At 44.8% G+C, this 25,509-nt stretch carries 22 protein-coding genes; 8 read left to right on the top strand and 14 right to left on the bottom strand.

Annotated elements, in window-relative coordinates; translation table 11 throughout:
* Positions 1–4: 4 nt before the first annotated feature.
* From pckA to RBB12_RS08760, 3 genes are read right to left on the bottom strand one after another with little or no spacing between them, the layout of a single operon-like run.
* On the bottom strand, positions 5–1,621 hold the full coding sequence (pckA, locus tag RBB12_RS08770; protein ID WP_306013749.1) for a phosphoenolpyruvate carboxykinase (ATP): 1,617 nt from the start codon (positions 1,619–1,621) through the stop codon (positions 5–7).
* Positions 1,622–1,639: 18 nt separating this feature from the next.
* A complete protein-coding gene (locus RBB12_RS08765) occupies positions 1,640–3,475 on the bottom strand; it encodes an SLC13 family permease (protein WP_293287313.1) in 1,836 nt (611 codons plus the stop codon).
* Between the two features lie 18 nt (positions 3,476–3,493).
* Complete coding sequence (locus tag RBB12_RS08760) at positions 3,494–4,285, bottom strand: universal stress protein (protein ID WP_293287315.1); 792 nt, start codon at positions 4,283–4,285, stop codon at positions 3,494–3,496.
* Between the two features lie 194 nt (positions 4,286–4,479).
* Between RBB12_RS08760 and RBB12_RS08755 the strand changes: the two genes are divergently transcribed.
* The 3 genes from RBB12_RS08755 (at position 4,480) to RBB12_RS08745 (ending at position 7,107) form a co-directional block, all read left to right on the top strand.
* A complete protein-coding gene (locus RBB12_RS08755) occupies positions 4,480–5,448 on the top strand; it encodes an ROK family protein (protein WP_179383613.1) in 969 nt (322 codons plus the stop codon).
* Positions 5,449–5,550: 102 nt separating this feature from the next.
* Positions 5,551–6,264 carry a DUF2490 domain-containing protein gene (locus RBB12_RS08750; RefSeq protein ID WP_306013750.1) on the top strand — a complete coding sequence of 238 codons (714 nt, stop codon included), beginning with the start codon at positions 5,551–5,553 and terminating at the stop codon, positions 6,262–6,264.
* Positions 6,265–6,375: 111 nt separating this feature from the next.
* Positions 6,376–7,107, top strand: a complete 732-nt coding sequence (locus RBB12_RS08745) for an energy transducer TonB (RefSeq protein ID WP_306013751.1) — start codon at positions 6,376–6,378, stop codon at positions 7,105–7,107.
* A gap of 50 nt (positions 7,108–7,157) precedes the next feature.
* Here the strand turns inward: RBB12_RS08745 and RBB12_RS08740 are convergent, their stop codons facing one another.
* Together RBB12_RS08740 and RBB12_RS08735 are read right to left on the bottom strand one after the other, a co-directional pair.
* A complete protein-coding gene (locus RBB12_RS08740) occupies positions 7,158–8,360 on the bottom strand; it encodes a succinylglutamate desuccinylase/aspartoacylase family protein (protein WP_306013752.1) in 1,203 nt (400 codons plus the stop codon).
* 1 nt (position 8,361) lies between these two features.
* Positions 8,362–10,209 carry a CBS domain-containing protein gene (locus RBB12_RS08735; RefSeq protein ID WP_306013753.1) on the bottom strand — a complete coding sequence of 616 codons (1,848 nt, stop codon included), beginning with the start codon at positions 10,207–10,209 and terminating at the stop codon, positions 8,362–8,364.
* A gap of 185 nt (positions 10,210–10,394) precedes the next feature.
* On the opposite strand from RBB12_RS08735, the gene hemN reads away from it, so the two are divergent.
* On the top strand, positions 10,395–11,753 hold the full coding sequence (gene hemN / locus RBB12_RS08730; RefSeq protein ID WP_306013754.1) for an oxygen-independent coproporphyrinogen III oxidase: 1,359 nt from the start codon (positions 10,395–10,397) through the stop codon (positions 11,751–11,753).
* 18 nt (positions 11,754–11,771) lie between these two features.
* On the top strand, positions 11,772–12,596 hold the full coding sequence (locus RBB12_RS08725; RefSeq protein ID WP_306013755.1) for a universal stress protein: 825 nt from the start codon (positions 11,772–11,774) through the stop codon (positions 12,594–12,596).
* 92 nt (positions 12,597–12,688) lie between these two features.
* On the opposite strand, the gene RBB12_RS08720 is transcribed toward RBB12_RS08725, so the two are convergent.
* The 9 genes from RBB12_RS08720 to RBB12_RS08680 all read right to left on the bottom strand — a co-directional run bounded on the left by RBB12_RS08720 (position 12,689) and on the right by RBB12_RS08680 (position 22,711).
* Complete coding sequence (locus RBB12_RS08720; protein ID WP_293287329.1) at positions 12,689–13,957, bottom strand: acetyl-CoA hydrolase/transferase family protein; 1,269 nt, start codon at positions 13,955–13,957, stop codon at positions 12,689–12,691.
* A gap of 15 nt (positions 13,958–13,972) precedes the next feature.
* Positions 13,973–14,683 carry a sulfite exporter TauE/SafE family protein gene (locus tag RBB12_RS08715; protein WP_293287331.1) on the bottom strand — a complete coding sequence of 237 codons (711 nt, stop codon included), beginning with the start codon at positions 14,681–14,683 and terminating at the stop codon, positions 13,973–13,975.
* A 2-nt stretch (positions 14,684–14,685) separates the two neighbouring features.
* On the bottom strand, positions 14,686–15,132 hold the full coding sequence (locus RBB12_RS08710) for a FixH family protein (RefSeq protein WP_293287333.1): 447 nt from the start codon (positions 15,130–15,132) through the stop codon (positions 14,686–14,688).
* Between the two features lie 12 nt (positions 15,133–15,144).
* A complete protein-coding gene (gene ccoG / locus RBB12_RS08705; RefSeq protein ID WP_179383603.1) occupies positions 15,145–16,554 on the bottom strand; it encodes a cytochrome c oxidase accessory protein CcoG in 1,410 nt (469 codons plus the stop codon).
* A gap of 50 nt (positions 16,555–16,604) precedes the next feature.
* Positions 16,605–17,579, bottom strand: a complete 975-nt coding sequence (locus tag RBB12_RS08700; protein ID WP_179383602.1) for a cbb3-type cytochrome c oxidase N-terminal domain-containing protein — start codon at positions 17,577–17,579, stop codon at positions 16,605–16,607.
* A gap of 4 nt (positions 17,580–17,583) precedes the next feature.
* Entirely contained in the window at positions 17,584–17,772 is a 189-nt protein-coding gene (locus RBB12_RS08695; RefSeq protein WP_179383601.1) for a CcoQ/FixQ family Cbb3-type cytochrome c oxidase assembly chaperone, read from the bottom strand.
* A gap of 96 nt (positions 17,773–17,868) precedes the next feature.
* A complete protein-coding gene (gene ccoN, locus RBB12_RS08690) occupies positions 17,869–20,055 on the bottom strand; it encodes a cytochrome-c oxidase, cbb3-type subunit I (RefSeq protein ID WP_293287337.1) in 2,187 nt (728 codons plus the stop codon).
* Between the two features lie 2 nt (positions 20,056–20,057).
* The gene (gene ccoS / locus RBB12_RS08685) at positions 20,058–20,267 is read right to left on the bottom strand and encodes a cbb3-type cytochrome oxidase assembly protein CcoS (RefSeq protein ID WP_179383599.1); all 210 of its coding nucleotides are present in this window, start codon (positions 20,265–20,267) and stop codon (positions 20,058–20,060) included.
* Positions 20,268–20,326: 59 nt separating this feature from the next.
* Entirely contained in the window at positions 20,327–22,711 is a 2,385-nt protein-coding gene (locus RBB12_RS08680) for a heavy metal translocating P-type ATPase metal-binding domain-containing protein (protein ID WP_306013756.1), read from the bottom strand.
* Positions 22,712–22,830: 119 nt separating this feature from the next.
* On the opposite strand from RBB12_RS08680, the gene RBB12_RS08675 reads away from it, so the two are divergent.
* From RBB12_RS08675 to RBB12_RS08665, 3 genes are all read left to right on the top strand, one after another.
* Positions 22,831–23,520 carry a Crp/Fnr family transcriptional regulator gene (locus RBB12_RS08675; protein WP_179383597.1) on the top strand — a complete coding sequence of 230 codons (690 nt, stop codon included), beginning with the start codon at positions 22,831–22,833 and terminating at the stop codon, positions 23,518–23,520.
* A gap of 81 nt (positions 23,521–23,601) precedes the next feature.
* Positions 23,602–24,510 (top strand): universal stress protein, encoded by a 909-nt coding sequence (locus RBB12_RS08670; protein WP_179383596.1) that lies wholly within the window; start codon positions 23,602–23,604, stop codon positions 24,508–24,510.
* A 62-nt stretch (positions 24,511–24,572) separates the two neighbouring features.
* Entirely contained in the window at positions 24,573–25,508 is a 936-nt protein-coding gene (locus tag RBB12_RS08665; RefSeq protein WP_306013758.1) for a pyridoxal-phosphate dependent enzyme, read from the top strand.
* The last annotated feature ends 1 nt before the right edge of the window (position 25,509 follow it).

Genomic DNA, 25,509 nt, shown 5'->3' with positions numbered 1-25,509 from the left:
TATCTTAAAGATGTTCTGTCAAACTATGGTGCGAATCGATCAGTGGTCCCCCGTTCATAATTTCTTCGGAAGCTTGACTTGCAAACTTATCAAAGTTGATATGGAACGAATGCGCCAACTGGATTGCCTTGCTTACATAGGCTCCTTTTTGAAGCCAGGTGTTCATGGGGTCTAAAATTTCCGTTGGAACCCCAGGGCAATACTTTGGCATATGCAGCCCAAAAATAGGATGGGTATCATAATCCACATCTTCCAATTTACCTTCCAAGATCGCGGAAATCATTGCCCGCGTATATTTCAATTTGATCCTGGATCCCACTCCGTAGGGTCCGCCGCTCCACCCAGTATTGATCAACCAAACGTTTGCACCGGAAGCTTTCATTTTTTCGCTCAACATTTCGGCGTATAGCGCTGGATGCAATGGCATAAAGGGTTCCCCAAAACAGGCCGAGAACGAAGGTACCGGCTCCGTAATCCCTGCCTCTGTACCAGCTACCTTGGCCGTATAGCCCGAAATAAAGTGGTAGGCTGCTTGCCCAGGGGTCAATTTAGCGACTGGGGGCAAAACACCAAAGGCATCACAAGTTAAGAAAAAGATATTTTTGGGATTGGATGCGTACGAAGGCTCTTGGATGTTGTCGATATGATAGATGGGATAGCTTACCCTCGTGTTTTGGGTAATGGTACTATCAAAATAATCCACCTCTTTGGTCCCTTCCTTAAAAACTACGTTTTCCAATAGGGCACCTGGTCGTATGGCCCTGTAAATATCGGGTTCCTTTTCTTCCGTCAGGTCAATCACCTTCGCATAGCAGCCCCCTTCAAAATTGAATATGGTGTCCTCCTTGGTCCACCCATGCTCATCGTCCCCGATCAATTTTCTATCTGGGTCGGCGGACAAAGTTGTTTTTCCGGTACCGGAAAGCCCAAAGAAAATGGCGGTATCTCCAGCTTCACCTACGTTGGCCGAGCAGTGCATTGGCAAAACGTCCTTTTCGGTAGGAAGAATAAGGTTAAGGGCAGAGAAAATACCCTTTTTCATCTCTCCGGTATATGCAGAACCCGCGACCAATGCAATTTTTTTGGTAAAGTTGAGGATGGAGAAGTTTCCGCTCAAGATTCCGTATTGGGATGGATTGGTAGCTTCATATCCGGGAGCACACAACACCAGCCACTCCTCTTCAAAATTTTCCAGTTCGCTTTCATCCAAGCGTAGAAACATGTTTTTGATGAAATAGTTGGACCATGGATACTCCGTAATGGTCCTCACGTTCATCTTATATTTGGGATCGGCACATACTGCAGCATCCCTAACAAAAACTTCCTTTCCACTGAGGTAGTTGACTACCTCATCATATAATTTGTCAAAGTTTTCTGGCGACACGGCCTTATTGATCCTGCCCCACCAAACCTTGTCCTTGGTGTAATCGTCCTTCACCAAAAAGCGGTCTTTTGGAGAACGTCCGGTAAATTTTCCGGTATTGATGCATAGGGTACCATTTTCGGTCTCGACACCCATGCCTTTTTCCAGAGTAAGTTTTTGTAATGTTTCAGCGTCCAAATTCCATTGCGCCTGGACATTTTTTAATCCGTACTTACCAAGATCTTTGTTTGTGCTCATATCTTTCGATTTTAATGGTTAGAAGCTCCATATCCATGGAACCAATACTAATGTTGCTATAAAGAAAAGCAGGAGCAAGGGGCCGCCCACTTTTACATAATCCATAAATTTATATCCTCCTGCCACCATCACCATGGCATTGGTGGTGGTTCCCACTGGGGTCAAGAATGCGGTTGATGCACTAACGGCGACTGCAATCATGAAAGGTTTTGGCGAAACTCCCAATGTGGTCGATGCAATGATGGCGATTGGTGCCATCAAAACCGCAGTTGCCGAGTTGTTGATGGTTTGACTGAAAGCTGCCGTCAACAGGAAGATACCAGCCAATAAAGCGACTGGGTGTATGCTTCCCAAACTGCTCACTAAACTTTCTGCGGCCAATTGTGCCACTCCTGTTTTTTGCAATGCCAATCCCATTGGAATCATGGCAGCAATCATCACCACACTGGTCCAACTTATCCCTTGGTATGCCTTGGAAATGGGCACACATCCTGTCAACATCATAATCCCAGCACATATTAGGGCCGCCATTGCACCTGGCAATATGTTGAGAACCAACAGAAGAATCATCAATATCAATGTACCCAAGGCGATGTAACTCCTTGTGGTCAATTGATCCACGTTTTTGGACAGCGCCTCCGGACTTCCAGATATCACCAGATTCTCGTACACGGATTTCAAGGCAATAATGTTTTCCCACTGTCCGCGGATCACGAAGGCATCCCCGGCCTTGATCTTGATTTTCCCCATCAAGGGAACGTTATCTCTCGAAACCGCCAAGAGTTGGACTCCCGCCTGTTTGAGGTAGTGTCCCAATGGCACCGTTTTACCAACGAAAACCGATTTTGGGGTAATGATCATTTCTGCCATGCCCACCTCCTGATTGATCAGCTCCTTTTTGAGCATATCCTTCTCTGGTTTCAATGGAATCACCCCCAAATGAAACTTAAGCACCAACTTATCCACATCTTCAGGCTCTCCCTTTACTGTTATGATATCGTGATAGCGCATTTCGGTATCCAAGCCCGGCATTTCCACAAATTGCGGAATTCTTTGGAGTTTGTTGGGATGTCTTCGTTTAAGCCGCATCACGGACACTTTGTGTTCCGACTCAAAATTCCAATCCCCGATCTTGGTATTGATCAATTGGGACATGGAGCGAATACGCAGGCGATATAGGTTATCCCCAATACTGTAGTTCTCAATCCACTTGTGCATTTCCTGATCAATGGCCATCGGTTTGTTATTGGTCCGATGTTCGGGAAGCAACCTATGCCCTACATATCGAAAGTAAAGGATGGAGATGAGGAGCAATGGCACTCCTATCAAACCAAATTCAAAGAACGAAAACCCTGTAAGACCATTTTGGGCCAAGGCATTGCTCACAATAATATTGGGGGGCGTCCCTGTTAGGGTCAACAATCCACCTGTATTGGAGCCAAAAGCCACCGGAATCAATAACTTGGAAGGTAGGGTACCTGCATTCCAAGCCGCGGTGACGGTTACTGGCAGCAAAGCTGCCACGGTTCCCGTATTGCTCACAAATCCTGACAATAGACTGGACCCCAAGGTGACAATTACCAAAAGTCGGGAAACGTTCCTACGGGCCCATTTCACAAAAAATTGTCCGGCCATGGCGGTCCATCCTGTTCTGGAAAGTCCTTCACCAATAATAAAAAGGGCCGCAATCATGATCACGGTGGGGTTGCTGAAACCTGCCAAGGTCTCACCCAAATCCAAAATACCGGTCAAAAAGAGCGATAGCATGGCCATAAGAGCCACAACATCGGGTGGGAATTTCCCCCATATAAACAATATGATGGTAATTCCAAGAATGATCAGCAGTGGCAGCATGCTAGTTATTTCAGAAGGTTAGTCCAGTGCCAACACCGGGATCTCGGAGTGCAAGGTCAATAGTTTGGTGAGCCTGCCCTCCGAAGGTGTACTTTTTTCGGTATGGTTACGGGGCAATATGGTCAACATGTCAATATTTTTCTTTTTGATGTAGTCCAATATCCCTTGCTCTACATCTTCACTTTTAATAAAAGTATGGTCCGCATAAAAATGCTCCAAATAGTACTCCAAAAGGTTCTCGTTGGATTCCTTTATAGCCTCCTCATCGTATACGGATTCTTTGTAAATGGTGAGTACATGGACCCTGGCATCAAAAGAGCGGGCCAAGTCCAACAAGGTTCCCAACACGGCTTTATCCTCAATTTTTTCACCTCCCATGACCAACGCAATGTTCTTGGGCTCCTTAATACCGGTGCCGTAGGGAATGGCAAGAACCGGGCAATCGGCCTTCAAGACCAATTTTGAAGTATTGGTGATGGCCTCATCGGTAATCTTATCGCCCATGGTGCCCATCATGATCAAATCGGCCTTGCTCTTTTCCTGTACCGAAAGAATGGTACTGATCACCTCTCCCGTATCCGTGGTGAACTCTGGGGCCACTTTTAATTTGGTGTTGAATGAATCCAGCAACTGCAAAAATTCTTTGCGAAGTTTTTCGTTATCAGCCTCGCTCAAGGGCATAGTGCCTACGTAAAGCCCCAAAATGCCGATTGATCTTTGGGTACCTATAAAACTGACTACATATTCCAGGGCGTTTACGGACGCCTCTGAAAAATCAAATGGAATCAATACTTTTTTTAAACTGCTCATACCTAAAATTGTTAATTGGTTGTATTTGTTTTCAAAAGTAGAATTGGACTACGATCTATAACATGACAGAAGTCAGTGTTTTCAACTTTTCCATGATATTAGCAAAAAAACGGCCGCCATAAAAATCGAGAGGGTTATTTTATTGCCACCTTTTTGGTTATATTTAGAAACCGCAAAACAACACCGCTTTAGTTATGGATTTAGTCATTGGGATAGACATTGGTGGCACTAAAACCAAGATCGGCCTTGTTGATGAACAGGGTGTTTGCCACGAACAAACCTTTTTTAGAACGAAGGATTTCCCCAATTTGGAAGAGTACCTCAACAAAATAAAGTCTACCTCCGATGAGCTATTGGACCAATTGGGACAAGATGCCAATGTGATCGGTTGCGGTATTGGGGCACCCAATGCATCCAGTAAAAATGGCACCATTGAAAATGCCAGTAATTTGTTGTGGAAGGGTACCGTTCCCTTGATTGAAAAATTAAAGAAGCGCATGCCTATGCCCATGCGCATTATGAACGATGCCAGTGCAGCCGCACTGGGTGAAATGCTCTTCGGCGGTGCCAAAAACATGACCGATTTTATCGTGATTACCCTCGGTACCGGTTTTGGTGCGGGGATTGTGGCCAACGGTCAGTTGATTGATGGCTATGACGGCTTTGCCGGCGAATTGGGCCACGTGGACATGACGATGGGAGACGGCAGATTGACCGGGCTTGGCGTAAAAGGCGGATTGGAAGCCTATGTTTCAGCCACGGGCCTTAAGCGAACAGTAATGTACATGCAGAGCAAATATTTGGTGGATAGCCGTTTTAGGGATATCGCCTACAATGATTTGCATGGGGAAGATATTACCCAAGCAGCGGAGGAAGGAGACGAAATTGCCCTGAAGGCCTTTGATTATACCGCTCGCATCATGGCGCAGGCACTGGCCAATTTTACCGCTTTTACCCAACCGGAAGCCTTTATTTTAATGGGTGGACTCACCAACAGTGGCAAATGGATCATGACCCCTTTGGAGAAGTACTTCAACGGGTTTTTACTTGATGTTTACAAGGGCAAGGTGAAGCTCCTGCATTCCAGCATGGAAGGAAAAACCGCTGCCATCTGCGGTGCTGCGGCCCTTATTTGGGAAAACGAAAAGAAAAAACAAGCCTAACCCATCTTTTTTTGCCGAAAAAGGCAGTCTATGACAAACGTCATACTTTGCCGTGGTATTTAATGAAAACCTTTGTACTCCAACAATCAAAAGCGATTGACCATGGGGTTTGCAAAGTACTATTGTGGATGGATCTATTCCTTTATATGTTCCATTCTGCTATCCCAATCCCTTTTTGCACAGCATCCGGAAGAAAACGAGTATGGCTCATGGCTCCTGCTATGCGGAACGGCCAAAGTACATGAGGATTGGAGCATACCCGCTGTAGGCATCATTCGGCACCACCACATGCTGGATAGGTACGGGTTCTTTTTCTTTAGGACGGGTGCTTCGTATCAAACCGGCCAAAACTCAGAACTTACCGGTGGACTTGCCCTGCTCAACTCCAGTTCTTATTCCGAAACCAGTACAGTATCGAATACCAATCAGCTCTGGCTGTATGGTGAGTACACCTTAAATTCCAAATTCAACGATAATTCCATTTCCCATCGAATACGATTTGAGAATAGACGTTCCATTGGTGGTGAGCCAACAAAAGTTAACAATAGGATCCGATATCGGCTACAATATGTACGGCCCATCCGAAACGGTTTCTATTTTAAGGCCTTTGATGAACTGTTCCTTGCCATTGATGGAGATACATTTGATCAAAATCGGGTATTTGTTGGTTTTGGTCGTCAAATGAGCAAGGAGATCAAGGCAGACATCGGTTACTTTAATCATAAGTTCAGCGATTCCAGCGATCATATGTTGCGGTTGAGTATTTCATTCTCTATTGATCTTACAAAAAAAGACATGGCACTATTGACGGATTAAATTGCGCAACCTTTTGACAACAAAAACCTTACCTCAGCCCAAAACCTGATTATTATCATATTCTGCATGATTGAAGAAAGCTACCTTTAACAGAGTTAAATAGTAGAAGTCATGAAACCAAAAAAGAACCCAAACGCAGAAATAGGACGCAATAGCAGTCTTTATTTTATGATAGGACTTACTTCGGTATTGTTCATGACATGGCAATCCTTTGAAGTAAAGTTCTATGACGAGGAATCCAAAGTTTCAGAAGTTGTACAGGTAACCGACGAACTTAAGGAAGATGTACCCATTACAGAAGTAATTCGCACCGCGCCTCCACCACCTCCGCCATCGGCCCCTGATGTTATTGAGATTGTAGAGGACGTGGAAGATGTAAAAGAGACTGTAATAGAGAGCACCGAGAGTAGCCAAGAGACCTTTATCGAGGATGCCGTGGTAAGCATCGAGGATGTAAATGTGGAAGAGGTCGAAGATGACATAGTAATACCTTTTGCCGTTATTGAAAATGTACCTGTGTTTCCGGGCTGTGAAAACCTTCAAAGTCAAGAAGAACGCAAAGCATGCTTTAACGAAAAGGTTCAGGAACACATCAAAGCAAATTTCACCTATCCGCCCGCTGCACTAGAGATGGGAATTACCGGAAGGGTATATCTTCAATTTGTCATCGATTCCAAGGGTCGGGTTACCGGCATCCAAAAAAGAGGTCCTGACAAACTTTTGGAAAAAGAAGCTGAACGCATCATCGCTTCCTTGCCCAGAGTGAAACCCGGTGAGCAGAGAGGCAAGGCCGTAAGTGTTAAATACAGTATTCCCATTAACTTTGTGATGAAAGGAAATTAAGCCAACTATCCTCTATACCTAAAGGTCCAAGACAGTTCTTGGGCCTTTTTTTATGATTTGAACCAAGTTGTTTCGCTGTACTCCTGCGATTTGGATGCGCTTTCCCTGTTCTTGGCGATGAGGTGACCGCCATCGTACCTGCGGGCCCGATACCCCAACAGATGGAGAAAGGGCTTGGCAAAAAATCGGGCTATGCGAAGATTGATCAACAAAGTGTCTTTTTTCTCATCCGCCCACGATACCCCGGGAAGCTTAACCAAAATATGGTCTACCTTAAACTTTCGTAACTTTTTGGAAAGCCATAACAAAAATTGCGGAATTGGACGAATAAAGTAGAATCCTTCGTTGCCCTGTTTTTGATAAAGCGGCATGAAGATTTGCCGGGTCTTTGTGGTTTTGAGGGCCACACCATCCACCGAGGCCAAATTGACCCCCTTGGGCACCACTTGAAAATTGACAAAACCAGGAAACATTTCAAAGGTTGACCCGGGACCAATATCATGCTGATGATAAATCTCGAAAAACCGGTGTCTGGGTCTACTGGATTCGGCGACAGCCCCCTTCAATTCCTGAAATTTTTCAGAAGAAACGGGCATTGATTCGGTCAGTGCCAAGGAATACCGAACAAACTCAATGCAACTTTGAACCGCCTTGCCATCATCGTGCTGTCCGCTTTCGAAACCCAGCGATACATAGCCCAGTTCATTGATGTAGCTCAATAGAGCTCCTTTTAAGTATTCCTCAATTCCCAATATAATGGGCAATGGGTAATGTGATGCATAGGTACGGTTCAGCAAACTATCGTTGAGCACCATAAAAGGTGATGTATCGCCCGAAGTGGTATGAAGGTCCAAAAAATAGAATGGAGGGTTTCCTGTTTCGAGGATGGAATCTATCAGGACATACAAATCATGTAGTTCCTTTTCTTCTTTATTGTGAATCTCCTTTTTCTCGACAATCCTTGTAATTCGTTCCGAAAACCAGATCCTGTTCAAGTCTTCGTCCTGGAACCGTTGTCTTGTTGTAAGGGCGCCCAAGTTTCCAGAAATCGCATAAATTTCTCCGTTGATGGGGGTGTTGTTCAACTTAAGTTCATCAAATACTTCCTTCAAAGCGAACACACCTGCTGTTTCGTTACCATGTACCCCGCCAAAAAAAACAAGTGTGGGGCCTCCCTTTTTTCCACGAATATGATCAATGACCCTATCAATTTTTACGGTCTCATCCAATGCCGTGCTATGAACCAATACCATACTACTTCAAATCAACTTTGCTGATGATTCCCACAATGTGCGTGTCCACACAAATAGGCAAACAGCCGATATTGTGCTCGTTCATCAATTCCTTTGCTTTGCTTATCTCCGTTTTGGGCGTTATGGTGATGACATCCTTGACCATGATATCACCTACCCTGGCCCCCTTCTTGTCCAATTGCTCAAACTTTTCGATATGGCTCCAAGTAAGTAGGCCAACGAGCTCACCTTTTCCATTTTCTACGGGCAGGTGATGTATGTTGTTCCATTGCATGATGGAGAGGGCCAAATTGGCATAATCATCCTCATAAAGTTTCATAAGCTTGGTGGACATGATTTGGTTGACCCACTTAAAGGCTTCCTTGGTCTCTCCCATATTCTCGATGGGCTTCCATTGGTGTACGGGAATATTCGTCTGTTGATTTTTGTACATAGATCGGGTCAATTGTACGATGGCACTGTCCAGTTTCATTTGTTTGCGGAGTTCCCTAAAGTTATGGATCTGCCACTCTGCACCAGTATTACCTTTCATTCGCGCTTCAATCACTCCCAAAAGTCGTTCAATATCCTTTTCATCAACATGAAACTTTCTCAGGCCATCATAGGCCATGGGCAAAAATTCATCCTTAACCAATTTTTTAGCCGTCATATCCTTTCCCATCCAGGAAAACATGGCATTCCTACCACTTGTGGCCGCCCTTAAAAAGTTGAGTTTGGCGGTCCTAAAGTCCATTAGGCTGGGCATATCGTCATATTTTTTGGGTCTACCGGCCATAAGTCCGACCCAAAAAGCAAAGTTGGCCATTTCGTCCAAAACTGTTGGTCCAGCTGGAATGTATCTGTTCTCGATTCTCAGATGGGGTTTTCCGTTGCCAACTCCATAACAGGGTCGGTTCCAGCGATACACCGTTCCATTGAAAAGACTAAGTGCTTCCAATTTCGGTATTTCACCCTTGTCCAACATGTGCAATGAGTTTTGGGTAATCGGCTTGGTCAATAGAATGCGATGGGTGGAAATATCCTGCTTAAAGATTTCGGCAACGGAGTGCTTTTGCCAGCGTTCCCCAAAACCTACCCTTGCCACTTCCTCCCGTAGGGCCTTGGTCCAAACCCGGGTATCCAAGCTTTGCTGAAAAAGGGCAATCCGTGTTTCCCGCCAAAGTTCCTTACCCAATAACAGAGGTGAATTACAGCACATGCTCAATACCGGTCCGGAAATAGCCTGTGCCCAATTGTAACTCTTGGTAAAATCTTCGGGAGGTATTTGAAGATGCAGCTGAAAACTGGTATTGCAAGCTTCAAAAAGGACGGAATCATGGTGTAGCGACAATTCATCTACGCCTTTTATGCGCAGGGTGAAATCATCCCCACGCCATGCTTTCAGGACTTCGTTTATCTTAAAATACCTAAGTATCGGGGTCATAAAATCCATGCCCAACTCATCTTTGCTGATGGTGGGTAAAATACCGGTCAACAAAATCCGGCTACCCTGCTTTTTCGCAATTTGTTTTGCCTTTTCGACCAGTTCGGTCAGTTGATGTTCCATGGAACTGAAACTATCCTTTTTCAGCGTAATGGGATCAAGGTTGGCCTCAATATTATAGGTGGCAAATTCTGTGGTGTAGTGCGGGTCGTCCAAATCCTTCAGAATATCCAAGGAATTTGAAGCGGGCCTATAATCATCTTTGATGAGGCACATTTCCTGTTCGGCCCCTATTCGCACAATATCATCTTCGATCAAGCCGTCTTTGATCATGATTTCCAAGGCGTGGACGTCATCGATCAGTTGCTGTACAAATAGTTTCCGTTCTTCCTCGTTGAAAGCGCTTTTTGCAATATGTTCTCCCATGGGACCTAAGTTTGTGCCTACTTCTCCTCCCTATAAAAGTACAGCTTCAATAAAGGGCAAAATATGATACTCGTCAGTACAAGCATTTACCATATCAGCTTTTTGGGCGGCTATCCTGACAATTATCATGTTTTATGAGAGCCATCAACGGTATTTTTGGCCTATAATCAAAAGGTATGCAGCTTATGTGCGGATTAGTACAAAAATACAATGTTCCGGGCCCTCGATATACGAGTTATCCTACTGTGCCCTATTGGGACATCAATAGTTTTTCAGGCAAAAAATGGAATTCGAGTGTACTCAGGGCATTCGAAGAAAATCCCGAAGAGGGTATCAGTGTATATATCCACTTGCCATTTTGCGAGCATATGTGCACGTTTTGTGGATGCCATAAAAGGATTACCAAGCGCCACGAAGTGGAGCGACCCTATATTACAGCGGTTTTGAAAGAGTGGGAGTTGTATGTTGACCTTTTGGGCTCAAAACCCGTTATAAAAGAGCTTCATTTGGGCGGCGGAACCCCCACTTTTTTCTCTCCCGAGAACCTTAAAATATTGATTGAAGGAATTGTTCGGCTGAGCACCAAAACCGATGATATCGAATTTAGTTTTGAAGGACATCCGAACAATACTACACGGGAACACTTACAGGCCCTTTATGATGTAGGGTTCAGAAGGGTCTGTTTTGGAGTACAGGACTACAATCTCACCGTTCAACGTGCCATTAACAGGATTCAACCCTTTGAGAATGTAAAGAACGTTACCGATTGGGCCAGGGAAATCGGATATACCTCGGTGGGACACGATATTATTTATGGTCTTCCGTTTCAAAATTGTGCTGATGTGGAGAACACCATCATTAAAACCAACGCCATCAAACCCGACAGGATTGCTTTTTATAGTTATGCGCACGTGCCATGGCTCAAGGGCAACGGACAACGTGGCTACAAGGAGGAAGATCTACCATCATCCGTAGAAAAAAAAGCCCAGTACGAAATGGGCAAACGAATGCTTTCCGAATTTGGGTACAAGGATGTGGGTATGGACCATTTTGCATTGCCCACGGACAGTCTGTACAAGGCCTTGGAAAATGGGACACTGCATCGAAACTTTATGGGCTACACCCCATCCAAGACCAAACTAATGGTCGGTTTGGGCGCTTCCAGCATCAGCGATAGCTGGTATGGATTTGCCCAAAATGTGAAGAATGTGGAGGAATACCAGAATTTGGTTTCGCATGGAGTTATCCCTATTTTTAGAGGACATATCCTTAATGAAGAGGATGAAATCCTCAGAAGGCACATACTCAATATCATGTGCCGATTTGAGACAAGCTGGAGCGAGGAGGACGAAAAATCGGTTGATTTTGATATGGTATTGGACAACCTTTCCGAACTGGAGAAGGACGGATTGGTAGCACTGGACAACCAACAGATTAAGGTAACCGATAAGGGAAGACCATTTGTACGAAACATCAGTATGGCCTTTGACCTTAAGCTGCAAAGAAAAAAACCAGATACCCGAATATTTTCCATGACCGTTTAACCTAAAAAAAACAACAAGATGAAAAGTATTATTGTACCGGTTGATTTTTCAAATCAATCAGAAAAGGCCCTAAAAGTGGCCGCTTCATTGGCAAAACAGCAAAAAGCTGAGCTCTTTGTGCTCCATATGCTGGAACTCTCCCCCGCCATTATGGGAGATTCTGGATATATTTCACAGGAACAAGTGGTGCACCTTATCAAACTCGGTGAACAACGATTTGCCGACTTTTTGGACCAACCCTATCTCAAGGAAATAAAACTCACCCCCATTATCAAACATTACAAGGTATTCAGTGAAGTGGCGGAAGTGGCCGAAAAACACGACGCCGACCTTATTGTGATGGGTTCCAACGGTGTTGATGGATTGGAAGAGATCTTTATAGGCTCCAATACTGAAAGAGTGGTGCGCACCTCAGATGTACCCGTATTGGTCATCAAAGGGAATGAGGCAGAGGATTTTGACCCAAAAAACTTCGTTTTTGCCTGTGATTTTGAGAAAGAAAGTGTCCCTGCTTTGAAAAAAGCCCAAAAAATGGCAAAAATCCTTGGCTCAAAATTACATATGGTGTACATCAATACTCCAGGTGATGAGTTCCTGAGCACCACTGATGCCCAAAGCAAGATCGATGCCTTTTTGAAGGAGGCCAATACAGATTTGACCGTCGAGATTTTCAACGATTATACGGTTGAAAAGGGGGTTCTCAATTACAGTGATGAAGTTGATGCAGATCTTATTGGCATCCCTACCCACGGAAGAAGAGGGTTGTCCCACTTTTTTATGGGAAGTATTGGCGAGGACATTGCCAACCATGCCAAAGCACCTGTAATCACCTTTAAGATTTAATGGATTACATTTTTGATTGGTTTCGTGTAATTCTAACGAAAAGGGGGCAATTTTAAAATTGCCCCCTTTTTATTTCTGTCTTTATTTTCCACTTAACCATGGAATCTTTCGTAAGCGGCTCTTTCCAACTCTTCCCTATGATCGGGGTGGGCAATCGAAATTAAGGCGCTGGCCCGCTGTTTTAGGTTTTTACCGAACAAGTTTACCACGCCATATTCGGTAGCCACATAGTGCATATGTGCCCTAGTGGTGGTTACACCCGCTCCTTGTTTCAAAAATGGGGTTATTTTGGAAACACCTTTTTTGGTGGTAGCTGACATGGCGATAATAGGCTTTCCTCCCTTGGAAAGCGAAGCTCCCCTCATAAAATCCATTTGACCCCCTACCCCGGAGAACTGGTACCCTCCAATGGTATCGGCACAAACCTGACCGGTAAGATCGATCTCTATGGCACTGTTAATGGCCGTTGCCTTGGGGTTTCTTCGGATTCTGGCCGTGTCGTTGGTATAACCGGAATCCCTAAAATCACAAATGGGGTTATCGTCGATGAAATCATATAATTTTTGTGAGCCCACAGCAAAGCAGCTCACAATTTTACCGCGTTTTACCGCCTTTTCCTTTCCATTGATCACACCACTTTCCAACAAGGGCAGTACGCCATCCGAGAACATTTCGGTATGGATACCAAGGTTTTTGTGGTTGCCCAGGTTGGACAAGACCGCATTGGGAATGTTACCGATTCCCATTTGTAGGGTTGCGCCATCCTCGATCAACGATGCCACGTGTTTGCCAATGGCGTGTTCCACTTCGGAAGGTTCTGTAGGCAGATGTGCATGAATGGGCCTGTTTACCTCTGTGGCGAACACGATTTCATCGACATGGACAATACCTGTACCATGGGTTCGAGGTACTTGAGGATTGATTTGTGCCACTATTTTTTTTGCAGTACGGATGGCCGGCAAAGCCACATCCACCGATACTCCCAAAGAACAGTAACCATGCTTGTCCGGAGGAGATACTTGAACAAAGGCCACATCCAAGGGCAAATACTCGTCGGCAAACAACCAAGGTATCTCACTTAAAAAAACAGGGATGTAATCCCCCATATACGAGTTTACGAAGTTCCTAACGTTTCCGCCCACAAAGCATGCGTTCAGGGTGAAGGCCTCACAATAGGGTTCCCTGGTATATTTGGCATCTCCTTCGGTATGAATGGAAATGATTTCCACGTCCTTCAATTCCTTGTGACGGTCGCAGAGTGCATCGATCAATTCGTTGGGCGTCATTGCCGCTCCTTGGAAAAAGACCCGGTCTCCTGATTTTACAATTCCTACCGCTTCTTCCGCTGATGTTATTTTCATTATGGATTTGATTTTTTAGGGTTGATGGCATTCTATGGTCGCCGTTACTGCATCCGCAGGGGCCGCCTTGGGGGAAACATAAGGGATTCCCAATCCAAGTCCACGTATAATAAACAAAATACCTATGATCACCACAAATACCGGTATCAATTTTTGAATTTTAGCTTTAATGGCACCTCTGATCATTCCTTTGGAATAGACTACGACAGACATTAACGGGACGGTTCCCAGGCCGAAAATCATCATATAAAGACCTCCCTCCATAGCGTTGCCCATAGCTACAGCGCCCAAAAGGGCCATATACACCAAACCACAGGGCAAAAACCCGTTCAGGAATCCAATGGTCAAAAAAGTGTCCGGTGTTTTCTTTTTCAATTCGGCCCCAAGTTTGGATTTCACCTTACCAATTATCGAATAAATGGGCGTTAAAAGCTTATGCCCGTTCAAATATTTTGCAGGAACCAATACCAAGACAATCATGAGCAGACCTATCCCGATAGAGAGCTTTTGTTGTATCCCAAACAAGGCCAATCCCTTGCCCAACAATCCAAATAGCACCCCTATGATTCCGTAGGCCAATAATCTGCCCAAATGGTAAATGGAGAGCTGTGTGGTCTTTTTCACGGTGTTGCTATGGTCCAAAGGCAACATAAAAGCTATGGGTCCGCACATGCCCAAACAGTGCAGACTTCCCAAAAGTCCCAGAACCAAAGCAGAGGTCAACATGATCAGTACACCAGTTTTTCTTTATGTAAAAAGGAGTTACCTTCGTAATTCCAGTCTATGGAAATGTCCCAGCGACCGTCCACCAAGCGATTGTCAGGTATGAGCAAATGTGTATTGGACAAACTTATAGGAAAGTTAGTATCCAAGTGCTTGTTAGACGGTCTGTATAGGGACACTGTTCCACTTATTTTTTTGGGGTCGAAACGTTCCGGAAAAGAAATGACCAAACCCTCGTCCGTTTTTTCAACGGTAAGGTTGGCACCCATTTCAGTCGCCGTTTTTGAAGCGTCTATCTGTTTTTGATAGGTCAGCTCTTTTTTATAGTATTCTTCCGTAACCAAATCGTGGTTGGCCCTGTCATCGGTACTCATGCGTACCACAAAGTACAGGATAAAGCCTATGAAGCCTATAAATGCCAATACGATTCCGGTTCCCCAATTGATTTTCATCGATTTCTTTTTTTAATTATAACTTCTCGGTGCCAAAAACTGTGTCACCGTAGTTTCTATGAGTTTTTCTCCGCTGTAAACACCAATTTCGAGTTGATCTTTATCCCCATTGAGTGCGGATGCGTTGATCTCTATAAAGAGCGTTCCCTCCGCAAGTTCTTCAGCTGGGACTGTGAATGTATCCTGTGACACCATTTTGATTTCTCCATTGTGAGACATAAGCTTAAAGGACACATTTTCGATATCCTTCGTGGTTTTGTTCACCAATTTATAGGTATACACATTGCTGATGATATTGTCCGCCTTCCGCTCGTACAACTGTCCAGGCAACCTTAATACGTTTGCCTCGACCTCGTTCCGCATGAACAACATTCCCACCAAAACTCCTATCAAAACCACGAGCACGGCAGTGTATCCCTTCATACGGGCGGTGAACTTAAATTTGTTCTTATTGGTTATTTCGTCCTCGCTGGCGTATCTGATCAACCCTTTGGGTTTATCGATACTTTCCATAATATGGTCGCACTCATCAATACAGGCAGTACAGTTTACGCATTCCAACTGTGTTCCGTTGCGGATATCAATCCCCGTGGGACATACATTTACACATTGCAGGCAATCAATACAGTCACCATGTCCAAGTGCTTCCCTATCCTCATTTTTTCTGAACTTTTTCCGGCCATTTTCACCCTCTCCACGTTTGTGGTCGTAGGCCACAACAATGGATTTATCATCCAAGAGCACGCCCTGTAATCGTCCATAAGGACATGCAATGATGCATACCTGCTCTCTGAACCACGCAAAAATGAAATAGAACACTCCAGTGAAAATCAACAAGGGAATCATGGTTCCCAAGTGGGCCATGGGCCCATCGGTAATGTAGGCCAACAACTGGTCGCTTCCGATCAAATAGGCCAAAAATATATTGGCTATAAAGAAGGAGATGACAAAGAAGATGAACCACTTCAGCAATCTTTTCCTCAGCTTTTTACCTGTCCAAGGCGCCTTGGCCAATCGCATTTGAGCACCCCTATCCCCATCGATCCAATACTCTATCCGGCGGAAGACCATTTCCAGAAAAATCGTCTGGGGACACATCCACCCACAAAAAATACGGCCATAAGCCACCGTAAAGAGTGCGATGAAAATCACTCCAATGATCATCGACACCACTACCAAATGAAAATCTTGTGGCCAAAACGGAAGTCCAAAAATATTGAACCGTCGGTCCAGCACATTGAACAGCAAAAATTGATGCCCATTGATTTTGACAAAGGGAGCTGCAATCAAGAAAATCAGCAGAAAGTAACTAACATACTTTCGGTAATCATAGTACCTTCCGCTGGGTTTCTTAGGAAAAATCCAGTTCCTTTTACCTTCTTGTGTGATTGTGCCTATGGAATCCCTAAAATTCTCTTCCATCGCATTTGTGGTTTATGGATAATATTTGGTTGCCGGGTGTCCCAACGGGACTAGTTCATGGCAACTTCTGTTGAATCTGTAGCCTGCCCCATTTCTGCCGGTGCAGTTTCTTCGGTTTCAGATTCGGTACCATTGGCATCTTCAGGAGCATTGGGGTCTACCCATATTTCTCCTTCAGGTTCCTTTGGATTGGCAGGTGTTGTTCCTCCCAAGGTCATCACATAACTGGCAACCTGGGCCATTTCGGCCGGCTTTAAGGTCTGCTTCCAAGCGACCATACCCTTGCCATCGCGTCCACCTTCGGAAATGGTGGTAAAGATATTTTTGATACCACCGCCCAAAATCCAATATTTATCGGTTAGGTTGGGGCCGATTCCACCGCCTCCATCTGCCATGTGACAGGCTACGCAATTGGACTCGAATATTTTCTCACCCGCTGCCAAATCCGACTCATTCGAAAGGAACTCCACGGTGCTGGCGTCGACCAAATCCTTGGCCGTTCTTTTGTATTCCTCTATGGCCTGTTGCGCTGCGGCTACTTCTTGCTCATATTCCAATTTCTGGTCGTAATCACCAATTACATGGAAACGTACCAAATACACCACTCCAAAAACTATGGTCGCATAGAACAGGTACACCCACCAAGGAGGCAATACATTGTCCAACTCGCGGATACCATCGTAATTATGATCAAGGACAATTTCGCCCTCACGCTCTATGGAGCGGCTACGCGTTAGTCTTTCCATGAGGTTTTTGGCCCATGTCCATTCATATTTCTTGCTCTTGGTTTCCAGATAACGTTCCTTGCCTTCTTCTGAAAGGGTTTGGAACATAATGTTTTCAATGGAAGCCAAGATCAGTTCGATCGCAATAAGGATCATCAACACCAACAGCATAAAAAACTGTGTGATGGGATATTCTATGATTGCTGGTTTGTCCCCTGAGTCTATAAAGAATTCCATCAATCCGAAGATTAGGAAGAATAGGAACGGGACTCTTATCCACCAAGGTGTTTTTGTGCTCATAATATTATAGTTTGTTTGGTTGATCTTCGTTTTCCAGTGGCAATTCGGACATCTCCCTTATGTGCTCTTTGGTAGCCGTGAAGACCCACCAGAACAATAGAACGAAAAATACAAAGAAGATGAGCAGGGAAACCATGGGATAGTTGGCTATCCCATCGATGGTTTCCATATGTTCTTTTACAAATTTCAACATGGTTATGTTAGATTTTAGATGCAAGAATCAAGACACAAGACTTGGAAGTCTGTTTTAGTGGCGTCTTGGTTCTTGACTCTTGATTCATGATTTTTTCTATTTTTCAGCTGTATCAACAATCTTGATATCGGTACCCAATCGCTGTAAGTAAGCTATCAAGGCCACGATTTCACGGTCTCGCATTTCCACAAAATCCAATCCGTTTTCTTGGGCGTATTTCTTGTCCGCCTCATAGGTCCTTTCGAATTCTGGGTCTGTATAAAGACTCTTTTCGATTTCCTCTGCCTGCTCGGCCATGGATTGTTGGGCATTGGCGATGTCCTCTTCGGTATAGGGAACCCCCAGTTGTACCATGGCTTCCATTTTAGCCTCTACATCGCTACGATCGTGCTCGTCGGTGACCAACCATTGATAGGATGGCATGATGGAACCTGCCGAGGTACTTTGTGGGTCGTACATATGGTTCAGGTGCCAGCTATCGGAGTATTTGCCTCCAACCCGCAACAAGTCGGGGCCTGTACGCTTACTACCCCATAGGAATGGGTGATCGTACACGAATTCCCCTGCTTTGGCATACTCGCCGTAGCGCTCCACCTCACTTCGGAACGGACGTATCATTTGTGAGTGGCAACCCACGCAACCTTCCCTAATATAAAGGTCTCGGCCTTCCAGTTCCAAAGGCGTATAGGGTTTCACACTGGTAATGGTCGGGATATTGGATTTCACCAAGATAGTTGGGATAATCTGAACGATACCTCCGATTAGAATCGCTACGGTAGCCAAAATCGTCAACTGTACCGGTTTTCTTTCCAACCAGTTGTGGAAGGTCTCCCCTGCCACTCTTCGTTTGGCGACACGCTCCAAAGCCGGGGCTTCTGCAGCTTCATCCTCAACTTTGCTGCCTGCCTTGATTGTCATAACTACGTTGTACAACAGTACGAACATACCCAAGATGTACAAGGAACCTCCTATGGCCCTCATCCAGTACATAGGGATAATCTGGGTTACGGTCTCCAAGAAGTTACCGTATACCAAGGTGCCATCGGGGTTGAACTCTTTCCACATAAGTGCCTGGGTAAATCCGGCCACATACATGGGCAGCGCATACAATACGATACCCAAGGTTCCGATCCAGAAATGGAAGTTGGCCAAGCCTTTGGAGTGCAGTTCGGTCTTGAACATTCGGGGCACTAACCAATAGATCATACCAAAGGTTAAGAATCCGTTCCAAGCCAAGGCGCCCACGTGCACGTGTGCAATGATCCAATCACTAAAGTGCGCAATGGCATTTACGTTTTTCAAGGAAAGCATGGGACCCTCAAAGGTTGCCATACCATAACCGGTAATGGCCACTACCATAAATTTCAACGTAGCATCGGTACGCACTTTGTCCCATACCCCACGAAGCGTCAACAGACCGTTGATCATACCACCCCAAGATGGAGCGATCAACATTACGGAGAATACCACTCCAAGGTTCTGAGCCCAATCGGGCAATGCGGAATACAACAAGTGGTGAGGACCTGCCCAGATATAGATGAATATCAACGACCAGAAGTGGACGATGGACAATCTATAGGAATATATGGGACGGTTCGCCGCTTTGGGCACGAAGTAGTACATCAACCCCAAGAAAGGCGTGGTCAAGAAAAATGCTACCGCATTGTGACCGTACCACCATTGTACCAACGCATCCTGAACACCAGCGTACACCGAGTAACTTTTTAAAGCGGTTACCGGTAACTCCAAACTGTTGAAGATGTGCAACACCGCTACCGTAACAAAGGTGGCCAAGTAGAACCAAATTGCTACGTATAGGTGTCTTTGCCGTCTTTTTAAGATGGTACCTATCATGTTCCAACCAAAAACTACCCATACTACTGCAATGGCCAAATCTATGGGCCATTCCAATTCGGCGTATTCCTTGGAGGTCGTGTAGCCCAAGGGCAAGGTCAACGCCGCGGCGACAATGATCAATTGCCAACCCCAGAAGTTGATGTTGCTCAGGACATCACTGAACATTCTAGCTTTAAGCAAGCGTTGCAGCGAGTAATATACCCCTGCAAAAATGGCATTTCCCACAAATGCGAAGATCACGGCATTGGTGTGCAATGGGCGCAAGCGTCCAAAGCTCAACCAAGAGATACCTTCTGTAACATTAGGGAACAAAAACATAAAGGCCAGCAAAAGGCCTACTGCCATACCCACCACGCCCCAAAGTATGGTGGCGTATAAGAACTTTTGTACGATTTTGTTATCGTAACGGAACTGTTGTATTTCCATATTTATTGGTTTGTACTTTTAGTTTGTTTGATTTCCTTTTTATTTGAGTTTGATTTATCCTTGTTCCTGATTACCTCATCTTCAAACAACATTCTTACCGATGGGGTATAGGTATCATCGTACTGTCCGCTTTTTACCGAAAAAACAAAGGCTATAAAAAAGACTACGGCCACCGTAATGCTTATGGCCAACAACACATAAATAACACTCATACCTGCCTGAATTTAGGTGTAAAACTACTGTGATGGTATTCTTCAGAAAATGACATATATCAGCTTTCTTGATTTTTTAATTCTTTACCGAGATAATTGGTGGCCAATGTGGTGAACACCACTATACTAATGGAGCTCAAAGGCATTAAAATAGCTGCAATTACTGGCTGTAACTGCCCGGTTACGGCAAAATACAAGCCGACCACGTTGTAACAGAGCGAGAGCAAGAAACTCAATTTGATTACCCGAATGGACTTTCTGGACAGTTGCAAGAACTTAGGAAGCAGCCTCAATTGGCTGGCATCCAAAATTCCATCACAAGCGGGCGAAAACACGTTGATGTTTTCTGAAACTGCCAAGCCTACATCACTTTGTGCAAGGGCACCGGCATCGTTCAAGCCGTCGCCTACCATCAACACTTTGTGTTTTTCTTGTAGCGTTTTGATGTATTCCAACTTATCCTCGGGCTTTTGATCGAACATCATCCTTGTTTTCGTCGGCAACACTTTCTCCAATTGCCCTCTTTCACCGGCATTATCCCCCGAAAGAATGCCCAGTTCCAAATCACTGGACAGTTCTTCAAATATGTCGCTCATCCCCTCTCGATAGGTATTCTTGAACACAAACCGTCCCTTCACATCTTCATCGGCACTGATATAGACCGAGGTGTTCGCAATGGCATTTGATGTTTTTTCTCCTACATAAGATGCAGATCCTACTTTGATGGAGTGTTGGTTGTATTTACCCTCAATCCCTTTTCCAGTATGTTCTTGGAACTCTTTCAAAGTCATGATGGCATTGGACTTTAAAATATTATAAAGTGATCGGCTCAGGGGATGGTTGGACGCCCGTAGGGTCGTTTTTAAAAGTGCGGTTTCCTCTTCTGTGAGTTCCATACCTTCATAGTGTATGGTATCCTTTTGGTTGGTGGTAAGCGTTCCTGTTTTGTCAAAAATCGCCGTATCAATTTTGGCCAAGCGTTCAATTACATTGGTATTCTTCAGGTAAAACTTGTATCTGCCAAAAATGCGAAGCATATTGCCCAAGGTAAATGGGGCTGCCAAAGCAATGGCACAGGGACAGGCAATGATCAACACCGAGGTAAATACGTTTAAGGCCAGGCTTGGGTCAAAAATCAACCAGAACAGCGTGGATATGGTGGCAATGCTCAGCACCGCAATGGTAAAGCGTTTGCCAATACTATCGGTAAGGGTCTGGAAATGACTGGCCTTATCCTTGGAGAATATAGAGTTGCCCCAGAGTTGTGTCAAATAACTTTGGGAGACCGATTTGAGCACTTCCACCTCCAAGACACCTGAAAGCTGCTTGCCACCGGCGAACAGTTTCTCTCCCGATTCCTTAAAGACAGGTTCCGATTCTCCGGTTACGAAGCTGTAATCGATTTCGGCCGTTCCTTTGATCAGGATACAATCCACAGGAATGATCTCTTGGCTACGGATCAGCACCCTGTCACCTACCTCGATATTGTAGATTTGGATATTTTCTTCTTCCCCATTCTTCTTCAAACGGGTTACGGCAATCGGAAAATAGGATTTGTAATCCCGTTCAAACGACAGATAGGCGTAAGTCTTCTGCTGAAAAAATTTGCCCAACAACAAAAAGAACACCAGTCCTGTTAGGCTATCAAAAAAACCGGAACCCAAATCGAACATGATATCGGCGGTACTCCTTAAAAAAAGTACCAGTATCCCCAAAGCGATCGGCACGTCAATATTCAACAATTTGGAACGAATGCCTTTGTAGGCGGAAATAAAATAATCCTGCGACGCATAAAACACGACGGGAAGGGAAAAGGCAAACATCAACCAGCGGAACACATGCTTATATTGGTCCAACCAAAACTCCTCCACCTCAAAATACTCGGGAAAGGAAAACAGCATCACATTGCCAAAGGCAAATCCGGCTACCCCTAATTTATATATTAAGGAACGATCGACCTTTTTCCCTTTTTTATTGTATTCCTCTAAAGAAATATAAGGCTCGTACCCAATGCTTCCCAATAAAAGCGCTAGCGCCTTCAAGGAAAAATCTGCAGTTTTATAGGTGACCCGAATGGTCTTCTTTGGAAAGTCGACTTGTGAAACGGATATAGCGGGATGCAGTTTGTTCAGGTTTTCCAAGACCCAAATACAGGAACTGCAATGAATGGTGGGAATGCTAAGGCTTACCACCTGCACCCCTTCTTCATTGAACTCCACCAATCGCTCTACGATTTCTTGGTTGTCCAAAAAATCATATTTCTGTCTGATCTCGTTTGGTGTGGTCCCCGCCTTGCTCTCGATTTCATAAAAGGTGGACAGGCCGTTCGATGTAAAGATTTCATAAACGGTTTTGCAACCATTGCAACAAAAATCCTTATCATCAAACTGCACGCTGCGGCTACCGCATTGATCTCCACAATGATAACAGGTCGAATCTGCCATTTCACATTTGCTTTACCTGACGCAAAATTGTAATACTCTTCCTCTTAAAAATATGATATTTATCAGTTACCAATAAATCTTTGTCCATTAAATTTGCCTCATCAGGTAAACCCAACAGTATGGAAAGCAGGTGTGAAAATTGTATCATCCGACAATTTAACTCCCTCAGGGCCATGAGCAAAGAGGAGTTGAAACAGGTCTCCGATTCCAAAACGACCAAGACCATTAAAAAAGGACAGCCCATTTTTGAAGAGGGCGAAAAACTCAATGGTGTCTATTGCGTTCGCAATGGGGTTTCCAAACTTTCCAAGCTCAGTGCCAACGGCAAGGACCAGATCGTAAAATTGGCCAGCAAGGGCGAAGTGTTGGGCCAACGGTCGGTAGTCTCCGAAGAGAGTGCCAACCTTTCCGCCATTGCAGTGGAAGACATGGAGGTTTGCTTTATCCCAAAGGAGAGCATTAACAATACCCTTCAAAAAAATCCAAACTTTACGCTAGAGGTGTTACGGCACATGGCACACGATCTAAAGGAGGCCGACGATGTTATCGTCAATATCTCCCAAAAAACCGTAAAGCAACGTATGGCCGAAGCCTTTCTGTACCTTCAGAACAATTTTGGCGAAGATGCGGATGGATTTTTGGCACTTACCCTTTCCAGAGAGGATATTTCCAATGTGGTTGGAACCGCTACCGAATCGGCCATCCGAATCATTTCTGAGTTCAAAAAGAAAGGCCTCATACACACTTCGGGCAAAAAAATAGGTATCAAAAACCAGCAAAAACTTCTTGAAATGGTCGAAGGTTTTTAGACCATTTTTCCAAACCTGACTTTTGTCATAGTATCCCCTGTCCCTTAGGTCTAATTTTATCGCATCGTAAATCTTAGTCAGATGCAAAAGATATTAATACCTACGGATTTTTCGGAAAATGCATGGAATGCCATTGATTATGCCATGCAATTGTTCCGTAACAGGCGTTGTACATTCTATCTGCTCAACACCTATACCCCGGTTATTCCGAGCAGCAGATTTATGGCGAAAATGATTGATGGAGTACGTATTGTGGATGCGGTACGGGAGAATTCTGAACGAGGTTTGGATAAAACAGTAAAAAAAATCAAATCCAAATACGGCAATCCCAACCATAGTTTTGAGACCATTTCCTCCTTCAATCTTTTGGTGGAGGAGGTAAAGGATATTGTGGAGACCTTTGGCATCCACATGGTGATTACGGGAACCAAGGGCGCTTCGGGCGTAGACGAGGTTTTTATGGGCAGCAATACGGTACGGATCATAAAATCCACCAAAAAATGCCCCGTTTTGGCCATTCCCTATCACTTTGAATATGTAACACCTTCCGAAATTGCATTTGCCACCGATTTTAATCGATTCTACACTTCTTCGGAATTGGAGCCTATTTTGGAAATGGCAAAAATGTTCAAGGCTACCATCAGAATTGTCCACGTGCAATATGGCATTAAGGCCTTAACGGAACTGCAACAATTCAACCTGAACATGCTACGCCGCTATTTGAACGGTGTAGAGCATTATGTGCACACGGTTTCCGAACTCAATTCGGTTTCCCATACCTTGGAAACATTTTCCCAAGAATTGGGCATCCATCTCCTGGCCATGCTCAATTACCAGCACAGCTATATGGAGAAAATGACCCGGGAGCCCATTGTCAAGCGCACGGCGTTCCACACCCAAATTCCTTTGTTGGTGATTCCAGAACTGGGCATGGAAGGCATTTCGGCCAAGGCCAAGGAAGAAGAGGAAGAGGTGCAGTCGCACAATTAAGCTTCCTGTAGTATCTTTATCGTTCTTAACTGTTTTCCTGCATAAAGAACGAAAGGTAACCTATGGACAAACAACATTTGATTGACTGCCACGAGCGGATAAAACCCTTTATCCACAACACCCCTGTACTCACATCTCGCCTTATCAACGAGATGGCAGGTGCCCATCTTTTTTTTAAGTGTGAAAACTTCCAACGAATGGGTGCCTTTAAAATGCGCGGGGCCGCCAATGCCATTATGCAGCTTTCGGACGAACAAAAACAAAATGGCGTGGTAACACACTCCTCGGGCAACTTTGCACAGGCCCTATCCCTTTCTGCCCAAAGCTTGGGCGTAACGGCCTATATTGTGATGCCCGATTCCGCTCCCCAAGTGAAAAAGGATGCCGTAAAAGGGTATGGTGGGGTTTTGGTGGAATGTGAATCGACCTTGGAAGCTCGGGAACGTACCTCGCAAGAAATCGTAGAAAAACATGGAGCCACCTTTATCCATCCTTCGAATGATGACCATGTGATTTTAGGCCAAGGCACGGCCTGTAAGGAGTTGTTGGAACTGCATCCGAACCTGGATTATGTGGTCACCCCTGTTGGCGGTGGCGGATTGATTGCCGGAACTGCCCTTGCGGCCCATTACTTCGGGAATCAATGTAAAACTGTTGGCGGAGAACCGTTTGAAGTGGATGATGCCTATCGGTCCTTGCAAAGCGGACAAATTGAGACCAATTCTACCACCAATACCATCGCTGATGGACTTAAGACACAACTGGGCGACAGGAACTTTCCCATCATCCAAAAGCATGTGGAAGAAATTATTAGGGTGACCGAGGATGAAATCATCCAATCCATGCGATTGCTTTGGGAACGGCTTAAAATAGTATGCGAACCTTCTTGTGCCGTGGCATTGGCAGCGGTTTTTCGCGAAAAGGAGAAATTCAAGGCTAAGGAAATAGGCATTATTATCTCTGGCGGAAATGTAGATTTGAGCCGGTTACCCTTTTAGG

Origin of the sequence: Allomuricauda sp. MMSF_3307 (assembly GCF_030733585.1) — a bacterium.
Taxonomy (GTDB): domain Bacteria; phylum Bacteroidota; class Bacteroidia; order Flavobacteriales; family Flavobacteriaceae; genus Flagellimonas.
Note: the sequence above shows the minus strand (reverse complement) of the source record. Positions and strands in the feature narration are given on the sequence as shown.

Coding starts and splice junctions, on each gene's coding strand:
- ccoS (WP_179383599.1), bottom strand. CDS start 20,267: ATGAGTGTTATTTATGTGTTGTTGGCCATAAGCATTACGGTGGCCGTA.
- ccoN (WP_293287337.1), bottom strand. CDS start 20,055: ATGGAAATACAACAGTTCCGTTACGATAACAAAATCGTACAAAAGTTC.
- RBB12_RS08670 (WP_179383596.1), top strand. CDS start 23,602: ATGCAAAAGATATTAATACCTACGGATTTTTCGGAAAATGCATGGAAT.
- RBB12_RS08665 (WP_306013758.1), top strand. CDS start 24,573: ATGGACAAACAACATTTGATTGACTGCCACGAGCGGATAAAACCCTTT.
- RBB12_RS08700 (WP_179383602.1), bottom strand. CDS start 17,579: ATGAGCACAAAAACACCTTGGTGGATAAGAGTCCCGTTCCTATTCTTC.
- RBB12_RS08745 (WP_306013751.1), top strand. CDS start 6,376: ATGAAACCAAAAAAGAACCCAAACGCAGAAATAGGACGCAATAGCAGT.
- ccoG (WP_179383603.1), bottom strand. CDS start 16,554: ATGGAAGAGAATTTTAGGGATTCCATAGGCACAATCACACAAGAAGGT.
- RBB12_RS08725 (WP_306013755.1), top strand. CDS start 11,772: ATGAAAAGTATTATTGTACCGGTTGATTTTTCAAATCAATCAGAAAAG.
- RBB12_RS08695 (WP_179383601.1), bottom strand. CDS start 17,772: ATGTTGAAATTTGTAAAAGAACATATGGAAACCATCGATGGGATAGCC.
- RBB12_RS08715 (WP_293287331.1), bottom strand. CDS start 14,683: ATGTTGACCTCTGCTTTGGTTCTGGGACTTTTGGGAAGTCTGCACTGT.
- RBB12_RS08760 (WP_293287315.1), bottom strand. CDS start 4,285: ATGAGCAGTTTAAAAAAAGTATTGATTCCATTTGATTTTTCAGAGGCG.
- RBB12_RS08755 (WP_179383613.1), top strand. CDS start 4,480: ATGGATTTAGTCATTGGGATAGACATTGGTGGCACTAAAACCAAGATC.
- RBB12_RS08675 (WP_179383597.1), top strand. CDS start 22,831: ATGGAAAGCAGGTGTGAAAATTGTATCATCCGACAATTTAACTCCCTC.
- pckA (WP_306013749.1), bottom strand. CDS start 1,621: ATGAGCACAAACAAAGATCTTGGTAAGTACGGATTAAAAAATGTCCAG.
- hemN (WP_306013754.1), top strand. CDS start 10,395: ATGTGCGGATTAGTACAAAAATACAATGTTCCGGGCCCTCGATATACG.
- RBB12_RS08735 (WP_306013753.1), bottom strand. CDS start 10,209: ATGGGAGAACATATTGCAAAAAGCGCTTTCAACGAGGAAGAACGGAAA.
- RBB12_RS08720 (WP_293287329.1), bottom strand. CDS start 13,957: ATGAAAATAACATCAGCGGAAGAAGCGGTAGGAATTGTAAAATCAGGA.
- RBB12_RS08680 (WP_306013756.1), bottom strand. CDS start 22,711: ATGGCAGATTCGACCTGTTATCATTGTGGAGATCAATGCGGTAGCCGC.
- RBB12_RS08740 (WP_306013752.1), bottom strand. CDS start 8,360: ATGGTATTGGTTCATAGCACGGCATTGGATGAGACCGTAAAAATTGAT.
- RBB12_RS08710 (WP_293287333.1), bottom strand. CDS start 15,132: ATGAAAATCAATTGGGGAACCGGAATCGTATTGGCATTTATAGGCTTC.
- RBB12_RS08765 (WP_293287313.1), bottom strand. CDS start 3,475: ATGCTGCCACTGCTGATCATTCTTGGAATTACCATCATATTGTTTATA.
- RBB12_RS08750 (WP_306013750.1), top strand. CDS start 5,551: ATGGGGTTTGCAAAGTACTATTGTGGATGGATCTATTCCTTTATATGT.